Origin of the sequence: Selenomonas sp. AE3005 (assembly GCF_000686945.1) — a bacterium.
GTDB lineage: Bacteria > Bacillota > Negativicutes > Selenomonadales > Selenomonadaceae > Selenomonas_A.
In genome coordinates this window covers 52939-72447 of the sequence record NZ_KK366041.1, presented here as the reverse complement: position 1 = coordinate 72447, position 19509 = coordinate 52939, and the positions used below count along the sequence as shown (strand labels likewise).

The 19509-nt window shown below is 51.1% G+C and carries 1 protein-coding gene; it reads left to right on the top strand.

The window, feature by feature from the left end; genetic code table 11:
- The first annotated feature begins 23 nt into the window (after positions 1-23).
- The gene (locus tag DL94_RS0113420; protein WP_028130604.1) at positions 24-19508 is read left to right on the top strand and encodes a hypothetical protein; all 19485 of its coding nucleotides are present in this window, start codon (positions 24-26) and stop codon (positions 19506-19508) included.
- The last annotated feature ends 1 nt before the right edge of the window (position 19509 follow it).

Below are 19509 nucleotides of genomic sequence, written 5' to 3'. Positions count from 1 at the left end.
CAAGAAAAGGATTGGTGGTTACGATGGCATACGGATATAAAATTAAAAAACGGCATGATAAAAAGGCAAAAGTTAAGACAAGGAATATAGAACCGCGCTGGCTCCTGGCCTCACTGGCTTTTGCTGCTGGCATGCTGGCTCCTTTTGGCGTGGGCGAGGCAGCAATTGTGGAAAAAGGCGGCAATACAATCAACCCTGAGGGGAAGGTCTATAATATCAGCCCGGAAAATAATGGCGATTTTGGCTACAAACGTTTTGAACAGTTTGCTCTGGAATCGGGCTATATTGCCAAATTTAACTTCGGTTCGGCGAACGTTTTTGCCAATCTGGTAAAAGAAAAAATCAGTATCGATGGCATTGTCAATGCTGTGCGGGACAATAAGATTGACGGCCATCTTATATTCCTTAGCCCTAATGGCATTGCCGTTGGCCCGAATGGTGTAATCAATGCCGGGCAGTTTACGGGTATTGTGCCGACGCAGACTGCTTTTGATAAGCTGTACAAACCAGATAATCCTAATATCAATATGGAGGCTATAAGTGCGCTTAACACCTATGCCAACGATAAGACCATCGACATCAAAGGACATATTAACACCCATAGTGGCGTTATGCTGGGGGCAGGCATCATCAATATCAACGATGGCGCTAAGATTCAGAGTACCAAGGACTTAAATTTTACGGATTTAGTGAATATAAAAAATGGAGATGCTATTTCTGTGAACTCCGGGCTTACTGGTCTGACGGCATCTGTAGGTTCGGGCGGAGATATCATCCTGACAGCTAAGCAGGAGTCTGCCGTCAAGGATACCAAGACTGAAAATGATGCACCTAACCCTATTCGCTGGAAAGACCGTTCCACGGACCTTGCTGCTACAGTTAATGTTGGCAAAAATGTGTCTATTGCGAGCAGCGATGGCGCAGTGAAACTCACGGCAGAAAGTAAGAGCACCTATGAAGACAGCACCCCTATGACACTGACGGACACCCTGAAGGGCGTTGTCCTGGGGGATGACAGCGAACTGTTGAATGGGTTGGTAGACAAACTGGCTGCCAAAGAGGCTGGCGCGAACAAGTATCTCTTTGTCAATTATTCCAGCAAGAAGAACAAGTCCGCCGTCAATATTGGGGAAGGCAGCAATATTACGGGCAAGAATATCGACATTGCCGCCAAATCCAATGTGAAGATTAAACAGTCCATTGCGCCTGCTGGAAATAAGGACAGCGAGGGTAATACGGTAGACGGCTCCAAGGCAGTTGCCGCTGTGGCAGTTTCCCGTGTCTACAATACGGCAGATGTGGTCATTGATGGCAGCCTTACGGCTAACGAGGCCGATACGAATGGCAACGGTATCAAAATCGATGCTAATGCAGACACGAAGGTCGAGCTGACTGCTAATGGCAGTGGTGGCAGCGGTAATGCCGTAGCCGTGGGCGTGGCTGTGCTGACGGGCGATACCAATGCCAAGGTAACGGTGAATGAAAAGGCAAATGCGGCGGCGCTGACTGCCAATAATGGCAAAGTGTCTATTGGTGCTGTTACGGGCAGCGATATCGGTATCAATGCGGGCGCTGTGGGGGCACAGAGCTATGTAGTCTCCAATGTGGGCGTGGCTAACTATGACACCAGTGCCGATGTAATCATAAACCGTTCCATTACGGCCGGTGCCGTGGATATCAAAGCGGAGAACAATATTACCGGATTGAAAATGAAGGTGGACAATACCATTCCTAATTCAGGCAGCAGCACAGGCAAGAAAACCGCAGAAACAAGTGAGGCGGATAAAAAGACCGATGATGATGCTGCTAAAGCAGAGAAAAGCAAACCTGATTCGGAAAAATCCGCGGCTGAGATAAAGAGCGAACAGAAGTCGAAAGAACCCACCAAGGTGATAAAAGACGCCTCGGTAGATGCTAATGACGAAAAGACCAAAGATGCTGCAGGTAAAGATGGCAAAGGCGGCGTCAAGGATGTCAAGGACAAGGTGGAAGGTACTAATGAGGGCGGCGATAATGCAGCGAAAACCTCAGCTTTTGGCCTCGGTGCCAGCGTAGGTGTCTTTGCCAACAAGAATGACGCCCATGTTACCATTGGGAAGAATGCTGTTATTACGGCTGCAAAACCGGAGAATGCGGCGACGCCGGACGGTTCTGTCAACGTGTCGGCTAAAACCTTGCTGAATGCCTCTGCAGAAAAAGAGGACAGCCTGAACCTTACGGTGAAGAATGCGCAGGCGAACTCTGCCAAAGTGGAAGTCGGTGCGGCCGTATTGGTCAGCAATGTGAAGAACAATGCCAATATTGTGCTGGATAGTGATGGGGACAAGTCTGCCCAAATCAAGGGTGGGGCAGTAGCCCTTGATGCTGCAGCAGGCATGGGCAAATACAAGAAAGACGACAAGGATACGACCAGTGTCCTGTCCTATGCGGTGAGCAGTGAGGGCAAGGCAACTGAGGAAAAACCTGCTACAGTAGTGCTGGATGGCTCCGTGGGCATCAACACCTTGAAGAATAATGCCATTGTTCTTTTAGGTCAGCAGAGCAAGGTCGAAGGTACTGCGGTAACGCTGTCTACTGATGCTGCTGCCAATGCCCAGGGAACTTATGGTGCTACCGAGGAAAACAGTAAAGTAGGCGTCGGTGCTACGGTCGGCCTGCAAAACATCAGTAGCAACAGCCTGATTATGACCGGTAAAGGTGTAGAACTCACCGGGGCAACCGTAAGCACCACGGCGAATAATTCTCTCGATGCGAAGAATGAAGTCAAAAATGCCGGGAAAGGGGACTCCATCGGCGTTTCCGGTATGGTGGCCCTTTCCTATGGGGATAGCAACAGTGTTGTGTCGCTGGATGATGAAACCAAGGTCAATGCTCCAGGGGCGGCTATTATCACCGCTATCAACGCAACAAATGTGGATAACTCTGCCCGCAGTGAAACGTCAGGAACTGCAGGTTCCAAGGCGTTTGGCATTGGTGTGGGCATTGTCAATTACGACGTGAACAGTATCGCCATGGTAGGCGATACTGGCAAGGGGATTAGTGCGCCCTCCGGCAGTACTACGGATGCAGAAAAAGCTGCGCAGAAAATCTATCAGGATGCAGCTTTGGCGAGAAACATTGCCGGGGATACGCTGGCTGGTAAATTGGGGAATTCCACTACGGGCAATGCCCAAGGCAGCATTGCCACGGGCAGTCTGACTGTTACAGCTGTTACTACGGGTATGCTCCAGAACGATGCCAAGGCCAAGGCAACAACCTCCACCGCTGAAAATGCAGCGGACGAAGGTGGAAATGCCAAGAAGGATTCTGAGAAGTGGACGAAGTGGTCCAAGCAGGGCGATGAAGGGGCAGGAGAGGCCAAGAAGAATGCCCAGGATATTGAAAAGGACAATGTAAACTCTAAGAATGAGAGTGCTGCGCCAACTGCAGCGGGAGCGGCTAAAGAAGCCAGTACGGCGGCAAATCCGGAAGAAACACCGCAGACTGGCGGCGCTGCTCCTGCTGCCAATGAGAGCGCTGGTGCGTCCATTGGTCTTGAGGGCAGTGCAGCCCTGACCTTCCTGGGCGGCCGTACGGATGCTGTACTTAATAATGTGACGGTGCAGAACAGTGAGTCTGCCGCTGTGGAGTCCGTTGCGCTTTCCGCTACGGATTTCCTTGGTTCCATCACCTTGGGCGGCACAAATATCAAACATTCCCTGAAAGAGAACAATTCCAACACCCAGGTAGCCATAGGCGGTACGTTCGCCATGAATAGCGTGAGTCGTGATGTGGATTCCATTTTACGGAATTCCACCCTGCAGCAGGTGCAGTCTGTCTCCAATTCGGCCGCCAAGACTGGCATTGAAGTAGCGGCAGGCATGGGCGTGAGCACTGCCAAGGGTTCTGGCACCAATGTGGCCGGTGCCGGTGTTGTGTACTATAACAAAGCCAAACAGGATATCCATGCCCTGTTGCTGAATAATACGGTCACCAGCGCAGCTGACGGCGGCACGATTGCTAACAAGGCTGCGAGCACGGACTTCCAGATTGCAGGGGCTCTGGCAGCTAATTCTACCAGCGGTGCAGGCACCAATGTGGGCGTGGGCGGCGCGGTAGCCATCAGCAATCTGGAAAACAACCTGTCCAGCGGCATTATCGGCGGCAGCTATCAGAATAAATTCCAGTTGGTGAATGTGGAGGCTCAAAAGGGGACTACGCAGATTAATGGCGCGGCAGCAGGCAGCAAGAGCGGCTACGGTTTCAATGGCGCTTTCGCTTATGGCAGCGTGAAGAACACTACCAGTGCCTATATTTCCGGGGCAACTGTAAAAGGAGATACGGGCAATTCAGTAAATGTTAAGGCCGGGGAAATCCCTGTACAAAAGACGGATACGGAACGTACGGATGAAAAACAGCAAATTGAGAGCAACGGCAAACTGGATTCGCAGACGAAATCTCTGCTGAAAGACGCAGTAGATGCGGATAAAAAGAATAAGGACACCCTGGAGGAAAAAGGCATTGATACTACGGGGGAAGGCTATCTGCAGAATGGTGACGAGCAATCTGCTTTGGATGCTGAGGTAAAAAATACTGACGAAGGCAAGATTGCAGATGCTGCCGCGCAAGACGAGAGCGCTGCCAAGGATGAATTGGGCAAAAATCATAGCCTTACCATTACTGCCGCTATGGCAGGTGGTCTGAGCAGTGATGTGGCTGCCGGTGCAGGTATTGCCTACAACTATGTGAAGAACGATATCGCGGCAGATATCAAAGATTCCACCATTACGGCCGACAACGTGAATGGTGAGGCGGCAACAGATGCCAAGATTATTTCCGTAGGGGCAGGTGTGGCCATTGGCGGCAAGGCGTTCAACGGTGCCGGTTCCGGCAGTTGGAATGACCTCAAGAATGATACAAAGGTCAATTTTGCCAACAATACCATCACGGGCAAAAATATCAGCCAGCAGGCGCAGAATACCTCATCCATCATCAATATCGCCGGTGAAGTGGCTGGCGGCAAGGGCATGGCTATGGGGCTGTCTTTGGCATACAATTCGCTCAACAACACCACCGGAACATATCTGACTGGGAACACTGTTATTTTGGACGCAAACGGTACGGATAACTCCGTCAAGCTGGCAACCACCAACCAGAGCAAGGCTTTGGCTGTGGCTGGCGGTGTGGAGGTGAATACTAGCCAGTCTGTTGCCGGTGCAGTGGGAACTGTAGCCATCAATCGTGGCGTGAACAACACAGAGAGTGTCATTGACGGCAAGACCGCAGATGGAAATACAAAACTGGAAAACTTGAAGGAACTTTCCGTCACGGCTGAGGAACTGTCGAAAAAGACCACTGTAGCCGGTGCCGTATCTATCGGCGGCACGAAAGTGGGCGTCGGCGGTGCTGTGGCTTATACGTCCGTTGGTTCGTCCAGCAACAAGGAGAGACTGCGGGCCGAAATCAATCATGCCGATATCACTACAACGAATGATGGCAAGATTGAAGTATCTGCCAAGGACAGCAAGAAAAATGACCAAAATGAACTGGAGAAGTCCCGTGTTATCACTGTGGGCGCCGGCTTTGGCGTGGGCTGGGGCAAAAATTGGTTCAACCTTCAAGGGGGCGCCGCTGTATCGGATATCTATAAGGACAGCACGGCTGCTCTGAACAACAGCGATATCAACGCCGGCAGTTCGTCTAATCATCCAACCATCGATGTTACGGCTGACACCAAGAGCAAGATTAACACCGTGGGTGTCGGTGGCAGTGTGTCTATCGGGTCTCAGGTTAAGGGCGCTGCAGGCGTTGCCATCAACCGCATGAATCAGGATACCAAGGCGGAAATGGCCACGGACAGCGGTACCACTACGGTCAATGCCGGCCTTACGCAGGTGCGGGCTACGGGGGATGGCGATATCCATTCTGTAGGCGTAGGAGGACTGGTAGGCGTAGGTGGTCAGGTGGCCTTTGCCGGTTCCGGCAGCTACAACTACATTGGCAACAACGTGGACGCCATCCTCAAGAATCAGAACCTCACCTCGAACAGCAGTGTAGGCGTGGTAGCGCAGAGCGACGACCGCCTCTACAATTTCGCCGGGGGATTTGCCATTGGTGCCAATACCAAGGTAGGTCTCGGGGCAGCTGTCTCCATCAACAAAATAACCGGCAGCACCAATGCTTTGGTGAGCGGCGGTTCCCTTACGGCTGCAGACGGGGAGGCCATCAAAGTTTCCAGACCGAGCGCTGACAAGGTATTCAAAGCAGAAAAATTGACTGTTGAGACCACCAGAGACCAGCTTAGCAGCAGCCGTACCGATGTGGAAAAGAAAGGTATTGTGGTGGACAGCTCGGCTACGCATACGATCATCTCTCAATTGTCCTCTGGAGGCGCGGCGATTTCTGCCAGTGTAGGCGTCAACGTTGACGGTACGGTGAACATCAATTCTATTCAGGGAGAAACAGCCGACAAGCCCAGCTCCACTACGGCTAAAATTCAGAATACCGCCATCAATTCCGCTGGCAATGCATCTGATGTTAATGTGAACGCCGTTGACTATACGAATCTTGGCACCTTTACCGGTACGCCCTCCATCGGCGGTGGCGGCGTGGGCGTCTCTGTTGGTGTGTCCGCTAATTGGGAGACTTTGGGGCGGCAGACGGTGGCGGAGATTTCCTCCAACACCACAAAGAAGAATGTATACGCCAAAAATCTGACTGTGGATGCCATAGCTAAGCATGGCTCTTCAGCTTTGTCCTTTGCGGCGGCAGGCAGTGCTGGCAAAGTGAGCGTTTCCTCCGGTGACAGCATCATGCGCCACAAGAACACCAGCGTCACCAGTGCGCTCTTGAAAAACGTTAACGCAGAATTTGACGGCCAAGCGAAGATTCAGGCTGAGCATCTTGGCAACAGTCACACAGAGAATGTCTCGGTCAGTGCGTCTGTTGGCATGGTTGCGGTAGCGGCTGGGGCTGGTGTGTCCGTTATGGACGATACGTCAACGGTCAAGGCAGAAGTGGCGGACAGCAGTCTGAAAGCCAAGGAGAGCACGGAAGGAAAGAATATCTCCGTCGCGGCGAAAAACGAGAATAAATGGAATAATCTTTTGGTTACAGCCAGCTTAGGTGCAGGCATAGGTGCGGGCGTGGCTGCCAACGTGGGTATAAATAATACCACCAGTGAGACGGCGGCTCTGGTCACCAGAAGTCAGTTGGAAGCTTATGATGCCACCGTGAAAGCCGAGGATAAACTGACGGTAAAAGCCACGGGCGGTGTAGGTGCCGGCGGTGTTGGCGGTGTCGGTGTGGCTGTCGCCCTGAACAATATCAACAGCAGCGTCAGCGCTCATGTGACGGGCAACAGTTCCGTAAAGGCAGCAAACGATATTGACGTGACGGCAGAAGAAACGCGCAGCTTTGACAGTCAGGTGACGGGCGCGGCTGCCGGCGGTATCGGTGTGGGTGTCAATGTGGCTGTCACCTCTATTAACAAGGGCATCACGGATGCTCAGCTTTCGAGTGCCAAAGACGAGAGCGGCAACGTCACGGGCGTTAATGCCACTACCCAAAATGAGATTAACAAGCATTTGACCAGTGTGAACGCGGCTAAGGGGTCCCTGGGCGCTGGTGCGAAGTTCTTCGGCCTGAAGGGCACGGATAGTGACCTTGCAACGGCCAGAAATACGAGCGTAAGCCTTTCTACGCCCGATACCAAGAAGATGGGAATCCATACCGAAGTCGATGGAACTACACTGTTGGCTGGGAATAATGTCAATGTGCTGGCGAAAGAGACCAGTGATATTTTTGCCAAAAATGTGGGCGTTACGGCGGCCGGCGCCGCATCTGTGAACGTCACAGATGCCATCATTCATACGAACTACGACACCGATGTAACTATGAACAGCGCCAACATCACGGGTAAAAATGTCAACATTAACGCTATACAGACGCAGGCCCAGGCTCAGGATGGCAAACAAGGCTCCGATGTCAAGGTGACGGCTGTCACCGTGGGTGCTCTTGGCGGCGTGGGTGTCGGCTACGCGGGCATCGTCAACAAGGGTGCGACGGACGTTAATATCGCGAACAGTTCCATTACCGGCACGGAAAATGTCACCGTGGCCGCAACGGACGAGAGCAAACATAAGTCCAATATTCTCAGTGTGGGCGTCGCTGCGGCGAACGTCACCACCACTTTTGCCAGTGTGGAAAATAAAAACAACGTGGGTGTCACGTTGGCAGGGACGAACAATATCGCCGCCGGCAAGGATATAACCATCGACGCGAAGAGAGCCAACACGCTGGAAGCTCATACCCAGGGTGTTGGTGTAGGCGGCATAAACGTTGCGGTGAACCATGCGACCATCGAGGATGGCGAGAAGGACAGCAGCGGAAAGATAATCAAGGGGAATGCTGCGGCCAAAATTACGGGGACTGATGGCACGTTTACGGCCAACACCTTCCAACTGGGCGCAGCCAATGACACTACGGCCAATATCAGCGCGGGCAATACTGCCGTTTCGGTACTCGGCATCAGCACGATGCGGGGCAAGGGCGTTATGGATATGGGAGCGGAAGTTAGCGTCGCCGGCGGTACTTTCAACGCCAATACGGCGATATTCAGCTCCATGCTGGGGAACGCCAACAGCCGCACCCTCGAAGGCAATGTCAAGGGGCACAATATCTCCGCCGGGGCAGTGTCACCGGATACGGTTCGCTTGGAAACCACGGCTAATGGTAAGGTCGATGTGGCGAACAGCACCTTTGGCGAGAATACCACCCTCTTTTTGGGCAATATGTCCTATGTGGATCGTAAGGCATATATCTATGATGTCACCGTGGGTGGCGTGGCTGTGGGCAATTCGCGAGCCATCATCAGTGGCGATGAGACGCTGACCACCACGCTTACGGGTAAAAGCGGCGTTACGAACAAACTGAACAGCCTGGGAGTTTTCTCCTATGGCGAAAATAAGGGCAAAGCCCTGGCCGATGCTGGTGGTGGCGGCCTCGCAGGCTATATTGGCTCCCATGTGGATAATAAATCTACGAATAAGGTCACGAGTACCCTCGGCGGCAAGTGGGATGTTGCGGGCGAAGTCTATCTTCTCGCCGAACAGAAGGATGAGACGAAACTCACGGCCACGGAAGGTCATGGCGGCGTGATTGGCGTGGGCGGTACCAGTGTGGAGAACAAGATCAATACAACCACGAATGCTACAGTGGCAGATAATACGGTCATCAACGCTGACCGTGTCCACATCGGCACAGCGAACGCTGCTGACACAGGAGCCTATGACGATACCGATTCTAAGGGCAACAAGGATGTGCAGACATATACGTTGAAAGATCATTTCGGCGGTGCCATTTCCGGCAACCGTCTGCGCAGCCTGCTGGATGTCACGGAAAACGGCACTGTCACCATTGGCAGCAATGCGAAAATCACTACCAACAACTTGCAGGAATACATTGCGTCCTCTAACAACGACCTGACGAACCATGCGTCTGCCAAGGGCGGTGCAGCAGTAGGTGTTGTGGATGCGGTCACTGAAAACAATATTACCGTGAACAACACGGTGGACGTAAAGGGGGGCGCGGCACTAAGCAATGAAAAGGCGGCTTCCGCCAAGGACATCATCCTTGCCGCCTATGACGAACATAAAGTGAATTCTCATGCCGACGCCACGGTAGGGGGCGCTGTCGGCGTCCTCGTTGGCAAGAACGAGACTACCATGAACCGCAAGAGCAATGTAAATGTGGCGGGTACCATCGAAAGTGGCAGCAATGTGGGCCTGTATGCAGGCGCCAGCGAGGGCGGTGTTCTTTCCAATCTGAACGTCGACCTCAAGGCGGGTGTCTATAACTATACGGCCATCCCCGTTTCTTCCCCCACGGTGAATTACAATAGCGTCGCCGACAGGGGCGCGGTGGACGTCAGCGGTACGGTGCGCTCCACGAAAGATATCAATGTTATCGCCAGCGGCGGCAAGGAAAATGTAGTTACGGACGAGAGCAAGTGGGCATGGGTGAACGGCGGCAAAGAAATCAACAAGAAGTTCCTGTCCTCTGATGCGGTCGTGGCGGAAGAAGCTATGCCCAAAACGAGCACGGTGAGCGTCACCGGCTCCCTGATTGCGGGCACTGCCGATCCCATCAATCTGATCATCGGCGGCAGCGTGGCGAACGGGCTGACCATCACGGCCCCAGACAATCGGGCCAACAATCGGGTGAAGAACGGCGTTACGCAGGGAAACTTTGATTATGCCAATACCCTGGGCGCGCGACTTGCGGAACTGAAAAAACTGATTGCCGCTTATGAGGGAGACGCAACCCAAATGGCGGCTTATATCGCCGAGCGTGACAGGATTCAGCAAAAGATGAGAGATTTGGGATTGGATAACGATTCCAATCGTCCCGTTTACTATGTGGAAATTCCGGATATCGCTGCCAGCGGCGGCAATATCAACGTGCAGGCCAATGACTTCAACGGCACGGGGAAACTCCATGCCAACTCCGCCCCCAGCGTCACCATTACGAACGAATCAGACGCCTATCTGAAGATCAACAACATCATTATGGGAGAGCAGGGCGGTCAGATTGTCTATAATAAAGACAACGTCATTCCGCCGGGCACAACAGAGGGGAACAAGAAAATCAATGAAATCAATGTCAGCAAATCCGGAGCGCGCTTCAGTGAAATCTACGGCGTAACCAACGGCGAAGCGGCGGGACTGAAGGTGCTGAACACCAAGACCTTCAGCGGGGACAAGACGAGCACCCTTTCGTTGACGTCCAGGCTTGCGCAGGAGATTGACAACAGCGATTTGACGGACGCAGAAAAGACGCAGTACAAAAAAGATATACGTGATGGAAAGTTTACCTATACCGCCATCACCGATGTGGAGGTCAACGGCAAGATCAGCAATTTCCATGGCAATGTGACCATCAACAATGCCAGCGGGGATATCCGCATCAGCGGCGGCACGACGGATCGCCCCACAGGCGTATTCGGGAACACGGTCACCCTTGTTGCGGCCAATGGTACCATTGCCCAGGATTACAAAGAGGGTATTGTCAACATCAACGGCGATCCAGAGAAGTATTTGGCGACGAAGGCCGCTGAGATGAAAAATGCTCTTGGCCTGAGCGAAACGAATTCGGATTCAAAGAGCAGTACCGAGACGTATTCCCCGTCTGCTTCTTCTCAAACGGCTACGGGCTATATTGCCGGTCGGGATGTCTATGTTTCCGCTTCCAATATCAATGTGAACGGCTTGATTCAGAGCGGCTATAAGAATTACACCGCCACGGTGACGGAGACGGATTTGGCCAAAGCGCAGAAGATGTCTGCCGACCGTGCGGCGGTTGTGCAGAACCGCACCATGTATAAGGTCAACGATGGCGGTGCGCAGTGGAACCAAACGGACAAAGTCTTTGATTATGTGCCGCAGGTCTATTGGGATCCGTCCACGAAACAACTCTTTGTGGAGGACATCGATACGGCGGGCGGCAAGGTCTATCTGACGGGCATGATTGCCAGCACCGGCCAGGGCAAGATCCTGGCGGCGGACGGCGCGGCTATCATCTCCGTGACGAACCAGACCGCTCTCGATATGAACGTGGGCAATGTCCTCAACAACCAGCGGGAAGGCGTCATCACCATCGCCGATACGGCCAAGGATACCTGGACCGAGTACAGGAAGGGACAGACCCGCACGATTGATCACTATGCGCAGTATTTGAAAGACCACAGGAACGACGGAGATCTTTATGCGAGTGCTGCAAAGACAGGGAATAACCTTTCCGTTGGAAATGACTTGACATACGGTGTAAAAAAAGACCAGACCTACAGCTGGGTCAACGGCGTCAGCGTGGAGACAACCCAAACCTTTGAGCACTATGTGCGAAAAGGTTTATGGGGCGCAATCGAGACGGTGAATGAAACTCAGCTTAAAGAGATGTCAAAGAATAAAACGCCCGTTGAAATAAACGATCAAAAGAAACTCGGACTGCCCGAGGGCGCGGTTATTAAGCAAGGAAGCAACAATACCCCAGACAGTGACAAACTGCAATTGGATGGGAGTACCCGTGTCCTGAGTTCAGAGATTAAGGAGAGGACGCACGATGAATGGCGAAGCGGGTTCCTCGGCTGGTTCAAACATACCAAGGATCGCTGGAAAACCGGAACGAAAACCGTTCAACTCTACAACTACACACTGAACGCATCCCAGCCCATTACTATCGGGTTGCTCGGCGACGAAAAGGGCAAGATCGATATCAAGAGCACCAACGCCGCAGGCGGCAGCATCAACCTGACGGGCAATGTGGCGAACTCCCATAATCAGGCTGCGCTGACTATTGACTCGCAAGCGGGTGGCATCTTACAAAAAGACGGCACGACCCTGAAGAGCGAGATCGTGAATCTGTCGGCCAAGAACGATATCAAGAATATCCATATCGCGTCCATCGGCTCGATGGACGGAAGCATTGCGACGGATAATATCAAGCTCACTGCCGTTTCCAATGGCAAAGGGGATATCGACATCACTGCTACGGGTGGCTTGCTGAATAATCAGTCCCTGCCCGGGAACGTGGAAATCGTGGCCCTGAAGAGCCAGGATGGGAATGTTGGCTTCAATAAGGATGCGGCCATTGGTGATGTGACGCTGAACGCCTCAGGGAATATCACCCAGTTTGGCAGCGGCATAACCGTCGAGGGACGTGGCATCAATCTGACCAGTAAGAATGGCGGCATTGGCACCTCTGCTCAGGCCATCCAAATCGCTGGTTCGGATCTGGTCTATGCCACGGACCGCTACGGTGCCCAGGTCAACGCCAGTGCCCACGGTGACATCTATCTGACCGAGTCGGCAGCTGGCGGTGATATGCGCGTAGGCAAGATTGAGTCCAAGACTGGAGACGTGACGCTGAAAGTCGAAAACGGCGGTTTCATTGATGGGCTTCCCAGCGACGACAAATCCGGCTCCACGGAGGCCGTGGATGATATGGTGCATCGCTGGATTGATGCCGGCTTGATTGACGGCGAAAAGGATGCAAATGGGAACTATACTTATAAGGGGGCGTATATCGAGGGGCTGGAGAAGGCTCGCGATGACTACAAAGCGAATATAGAAGAAGTATATGATGTTAATAAGGGGGGTAAGACGCAGACTCAGTGGCAAGAAGAAGCTAATGCAGAGAGAACTGCGTATCAATCCTATCTTGACAACAAAGCGCACTATGGAAGTCTTTCGGCAAGCGCTCTTCAGGATTTAGAGAAAAATGGTGATAAGGACTATCTGGCTTTTAAGCTGGCGGATAAAAATTATTCCCAGTATCGTAAGAAAGACAATACAAGCTATGAAACAGCAGACGAGTTCCTGCAGGCTAACTCCGCCGCCTACAAGTATGCGCAGTACGAAAATGCAACTAAGTATCTTGAGGCAGATGCTGCCTATAAGGATTTGGCTGCTAAGGCAGCGCCGGAAAATCGTAAATTCGAGTGGACCAAGGACATGATGCTTTACGCCGTCAGCGACAAGCTGGTGAACAAGGACAGCGGCAGCAGCATACAGACGGAGCGGGCTGCCAACGTCCTGGGCAAGAACATCACGCTGAACGCGGCCAAGGCAGTGGGTACTTCCTCCGACACGGCCTCCACTATTACCGTGGGGCAGCTGACTGGGGATAATAAAATTGACTACATGAAGCAGCTTATGAATGCGGGTGCTTCTGATGTCACCGCCAAGAAGGACGCAGCAGGCAATCTGACGGCCTTTGAGATCAAGGGCAATATGCCCTTGGGCGTCAAGGCCAGCGGCACTCTCAATGTGCAGGCGGGGGGCAATGTCTCCGTGGCGGGCCGCAAGGACGAAAACGGGGAGCACTCCGCCCTCAAGGTGGGCATGGTTGACGCCACTCAGAATGGCGCGACTGGTGATGTGCGCCTGCATTCCGAATTGGGAATCTACAATGATCTCGCAGATGCCAACGGGACGAATATCAAGGGCAAGAACCTGATCCTCACCGGTGGCCAGGAGAGCATTGGCTCTTCTGACAAGCCCTTGACAGTTTACCTGTCCGGAGATGGAGATATGACAGAGGTCCGGGCCGACAAAAATGTGTTCATCAAGAACATGAACACTACCGATTATCTCCGTTTGGGAGCCATGTTCGCCAAGGATACCATTTCCCTGAATAGCGACAAGGGCTTCCTGATGAGCAATGCCAACGGGGAAATCGCCCAATCCTATATCAACGCCGGAAAGACATTGGAATTCAACACCAACGCCAATACTGGTATTGTGGGTAATAAGGATTATGCAATCCGCATCTTGAACGACCGCGCCCCGGTGAACATCACGGCGAAGTCTGCCTATATCAAGGGCGTGAATAACACAGATGTCCCGAACGGCACTCTGGTTCTCGGAACCGTCAATACGAAAGAAGAGTTTGTCGCTGCAAGCGAAGGCTCCCTGGCTGTGGGACGGGAAGAGGAAAAGGACAAGGCCGCAGTGGCAGGTAGCGTTAACGCCGGAGGCGATGTGACGCTTACCGCTGCAGAAAATTTGACGCTGGATGGTGCAGTGACCGCAGTGGATTCGCAAAGCGCGAAAAAGGATTTGACGCTGACGGCGACCAACGGCAGCATCACCCAGACGAGCAAAGGTGCGATTACCGCCGATAAGGTGAAGACCTTCAATGGCAAGTCCCTGCTTTTGGATAAAGCTGAGAACAAATTCAACAGCATCACGGTTGATGGCACGCCGACCGAGGCGGCAGAAAAGCCGGCCATTGCCGGTGAGGTCCGTATCAAGGACAATGCCGATGCACTGACCGTTGAAATTAAGCGTGATGTGGCAGGGGATATCTCTGTAACCAATCTCCGTGAGAATGGCAGTCTGGCTAATGTGGGTAACTTTACCGCTACGGGCAATATTACCCTGGCTGCTAAGGGAACGCTGTCTCAGACGGCAGGCACTATCTTTAAAGCAGGTACGGGCAAGAATGTGACTCTTACTTCGACCGCTGCGGATATCAAGCAGGCTGCTAATGCAGGCATCAAGGCTGTGAATGTGAATGTCACCAGTGCCAAGACGGTTGATTTGCAGGGAACTGGCAATAAGTTCAAGTCTATTGCGGTACAAGCTTCGCAGGCTGATGCGCCGATTGCGGGCGATGTTTCGGTCAAGACCAACACAGACGATTTGGAAATCTCCGTTCAGCCGGCTGTAGCGGGCAATATTGCAGTTGAAAACAGGGATGCCAATGGCAGCATTGAAGTCCTTTCTGCACTGCAGGCAAATAATAACGATGCTACGACCGCCAACAATGGCAACATCGAGCTGACTGCCGGTGCTAATGTGAACATTCACAGGGATATTACCACTGGGCAGAAAATGCCTGCGCCGTATAATACTTTTACTGTAGCTAATATACTTGCAGATAAATACAATTCTCTCACCATTAAAGCTGGTGGTGTTATCCAGGAGGCAGAAGGTGTCAAGATTGATGCACCGGTGGTGGATACCCAAAGTGGCAAGGGCGTATCTTTGGAAAGCAGCAAGAATAAGTTTGCTATATTCCTGGCAGATGGAAAAGATGGTGGCAATGAGATTGCTGGCAGTGTCAAGGCTATAACCAATTATGAAGGAACTTATGTGGCAGGTACTAGGGTGGATAGCATCAAGGGAGATGCAGATTTCACCAATTTGGCAGAGCAGGGAAATGTAAGATTTTTGGCTGATTCTGCTGATGTGCTGCACGTTCTCGGCGGGAACAATGCACAGGCTGCTACGGGCAGCTTGAGGCTGGCTGCTGGCAAAGATGTGGAACTGCTGGGCAATGTATATGCGAAAAATGACATTGTACTGGCAAGCACTGGTGAAGGCTCTATCCACGGGCTTGGCAAAGGCATGGAGGCAGGAAATGATGTCTTCATGCTGGCTAAAGATGCGGTTTACTACATTGGCACAATGAAAGCGGGGAATAGTATTGATGTAGAAGTCTGGCATGCCGCTTCGGCTAGTGCAGGCAGCGGTATCCATATCGGTACTGTTGCGAGCATGCTCGAACAGTCGCAAGGCGAAACTTTGCTGGAGGCTGGCAAAGATATGAACTTCATTGTGAAGGGCAATGGGGATGTCGACTTAGAGGGCAAGTTAGAGGCTAAAGCCGGGACTGTCACGGTTGATATTTCTGGACAGGGAGATATCTCTATTGGCCAAAAAGATGAAGTGAATGAAAAAACGATAACGGCGAAGGGCGATGTCACTATAGGTACAGGTCAGGGCGATATAGCCATTGTCAAAGGGATAGAATCCACAAATGAAAGCATTAAGCTGGAAACGGGCAAGGGTAATATTACGGTTGGCCGTGATAATGTGTCGGATGAGAAATCGCTTATTGCGAATAAGAATGTCAGCATTGGCACCAACACAGGTACGATTACCATTCAAGGACATACGGTTACGACGAGTGGTGACATCAGCATGAAAGCCGGAAAGGATGTGTATATAAAGGGCGCAGCTAATGGTAACTTCATCATCAAAGAGGATGGCTTGATTAAATCTGGCGGTGGAATAAATCTCTATGGGCGCAATGGCGATATCTACATTACGGATAAACTTAGTGCCGAGAAGGGCCTGACTGCCGCCATAAGTGAACAGGGAAGTGTTATTTTTGGCACGAATGTGGAAGTAACCGGAGATGTAAATATTACCACAGAAAACGGCATCATAGCTGTGGGACGTACTGTCAACTCGGAGGAGGGAACGGTTAATCTGCAGACCGGGAAAGGCGATATTCTGATTGGCAAGGATATCACTGCCGGTGATGCGGTCACGATTTCCAGCCATGATGGTGCTATGATTATAGGTGCTGCATCCATTGTCGATGATGGTAATGTTGATGGTGATGTACTGGCTAAGAATGGGAATGTGTCCATTAAGACAGACAAAGGAAGTATTGATATCTTGAAGAGTGTCACGGCACAGAAAGGCGAAATTGACATTACCACCGACAGCCAGGGAAAAATCCGTGTGGACGATGAGGTTCAGGCTGCTAAGGATATTGCCATAACAGCTAAAGAGGGAAATATCGAAGTAGGAAATAACGTCAATTCGACGGAAGGTTCTATCCGTTTGCAGTCAGAAATCGGCGATGTTTTGGTAGGAAAGGATGTCACAGCAGGGAAAGACGTGACTATTTCCACTCATCAGGGTAATGTCGTTGTAGGCGACACGAACATGGGGGATGCTGGCGATATTCTGGCCAAGGCTGGCAATGTGTCCATCCAAACGGACAAAGGAAATATCGGGATTGTTAAGACAGTCACGGCTCAGGAAGGAAGTATTGACATTCTCTCTGGTCAGGGGGATATTCTCATTGGCAACAACGGGCCGGATGTGAAGACCGTCACCGCAAAACAGAATATTGACCTTACGGCTAAGGATGGCAAAGTTGTAGTTTATGGTAAAACTTCTACAGAAATTGGAGATATTTCCATAACGGCACATAGAGAACAATATATTCCGGGAGAAGATAATAGTTCCTTTATTATCGACCAGAACGGAAAATTGGAAGCCGGTGGGGCCATCCATTTGAATGTAGGTAATGGTGATTTGCATGTTTCAGACCGTATCCAGGCCAAACAGGATTTGGTGACTGAATTGGAGGAAAAGGGAGGTATATACTTTGATACAGATGTGAATGTAGCAGGAAAAGTAAGCGTAAAAACTACGGATGGTGATATCTACGTTGGTCATGATGTCCGTGCTACGCAGGATATTGTCATGGCTGCTGCTGTGGGGACTATCAATGTGGGAGCTACAGTGGTTTCAGGGAATGGCAATGTAAATCTTGCAGCCGAAAATGGTGATATTGCTGTAGGAAAAGAAGTGCGAGCCGAAAAAGGCAGCATTGGCGTTCAGGTAAGCACAGGTAATGTCACTATTGGTGACAATGGGCCAGATGTGGAAACCGTAACCGCACATGAGAATATCAACATTGGCGTGGATGTGGGCAAAATCTATATTTATGGTAAAACTTCCACGCAGACAGGAGATATTTCCATGGCTGCCGGAAACAGCCAATATAAGCCAGGTGAACTTAACTTCGTTATTGAGCAGAATGGCCAGATTGAATCCGGCCGCGATGTGTTGCTGAATGGAAGAAATGGCGATTTGCATGTGACCGACAGAATAAATGCTAAGCAGGGGTTGAATGCGAAAATCAGCAGCAATGGCGGTATCTATTTAGACAATGATGTGTCCGTTACAAAGAACGTGGATGTTTCCACGGATAAAGGAAACATCATAGGGGGGCATTCTATCAATTCGGATGTAGGCTCGGTTCGTCTGTTATCCGGTAGTGGTAATATCCTGATAGGAAAAGATATAACTGCTGAAAAGGATATAGATATTTCCACTAAGCAAGGAAATGTTGTTGCGGGGGCTAATGTTGCCACTGCAGCAGGAAATGTGAATCTTGCAGCTGGTTTGGGGAATATTACCATAGGAAAAGAAGTGCGGGCAGAAAAAGGAAACATTGGCGTTGAGGTAGGAACTGGCAATGTCACCATTGGTGATAATAGCCCGGATGTAGAAACCGTAACTGCTCGGGAGAATATCAATATTGATGTGGATTTGGGTAAAATCTATATTTATGGTAAAACTTCCACGCAGACAGGCGATATTTCCATGACTGCCGGAAACAGCCAATATAAGCCAGGCGAACTTAGTTTCGTCATTGAGCAGAATGGTCAGATTGAATCCGGCCGCGATGTGCTGCTGAATGGAAGAAATGGCGACCTGCATGTGACCGACAGGATAAATGCTAAGCGGGATTTGAATGCGAAGATCCGTAGCGATGGCGGCATCTATTTTGAGAAAGAGGCCGTTGTGAGTGGAGATAGTGCGCTGGCAGGTAACTTTATCTACGTCGATGGCATTACCGCAAATAATGGTGGAAAGGTTTTCCATTTTTCGATGACGGGTACTGATGATAATAAACTCATCGGCAAAGAATTCTATGTCGGGAGTCTTCGCTCTAAAGGTGGTACAGAAATGCTAAGCCTTTGGGGGAACAGCGGGTATCTTCACGTAGATGAAGGAAACCTTTCTGTGGCCGATGTGCTGGCGGTAGATAAGATTTATCTTGATAACGCGCAGACGGATTTGGCCATTTATGGGCGTACTCCCACCAGAGATGGGGAACAGCTGGCTTATTGGAATAACTTGGGGTTGGCTTATAGTAAAGAGCGTTCCTACCAGCTTTATACTGATGGAATGCTCAGGACTCACGGAACCGTCCTAGTCGATTGCGGCAGGTATTACACAAAACTCTATGGCGATAATTTAAGTGTAGTGGATATGATGCGCGAGCGTGACACCAATGTGCATGGTAAATTTACCTTTGACGGTACATGGTTGACCAGACGTGTCAATGCGATGAAGCAGATGTCCATAGATATGGACGCTGTGAACGCCGATTTCCTACAGAAAAATGATGTTGTGGAGGAAGTTGTAGTCGATTAAG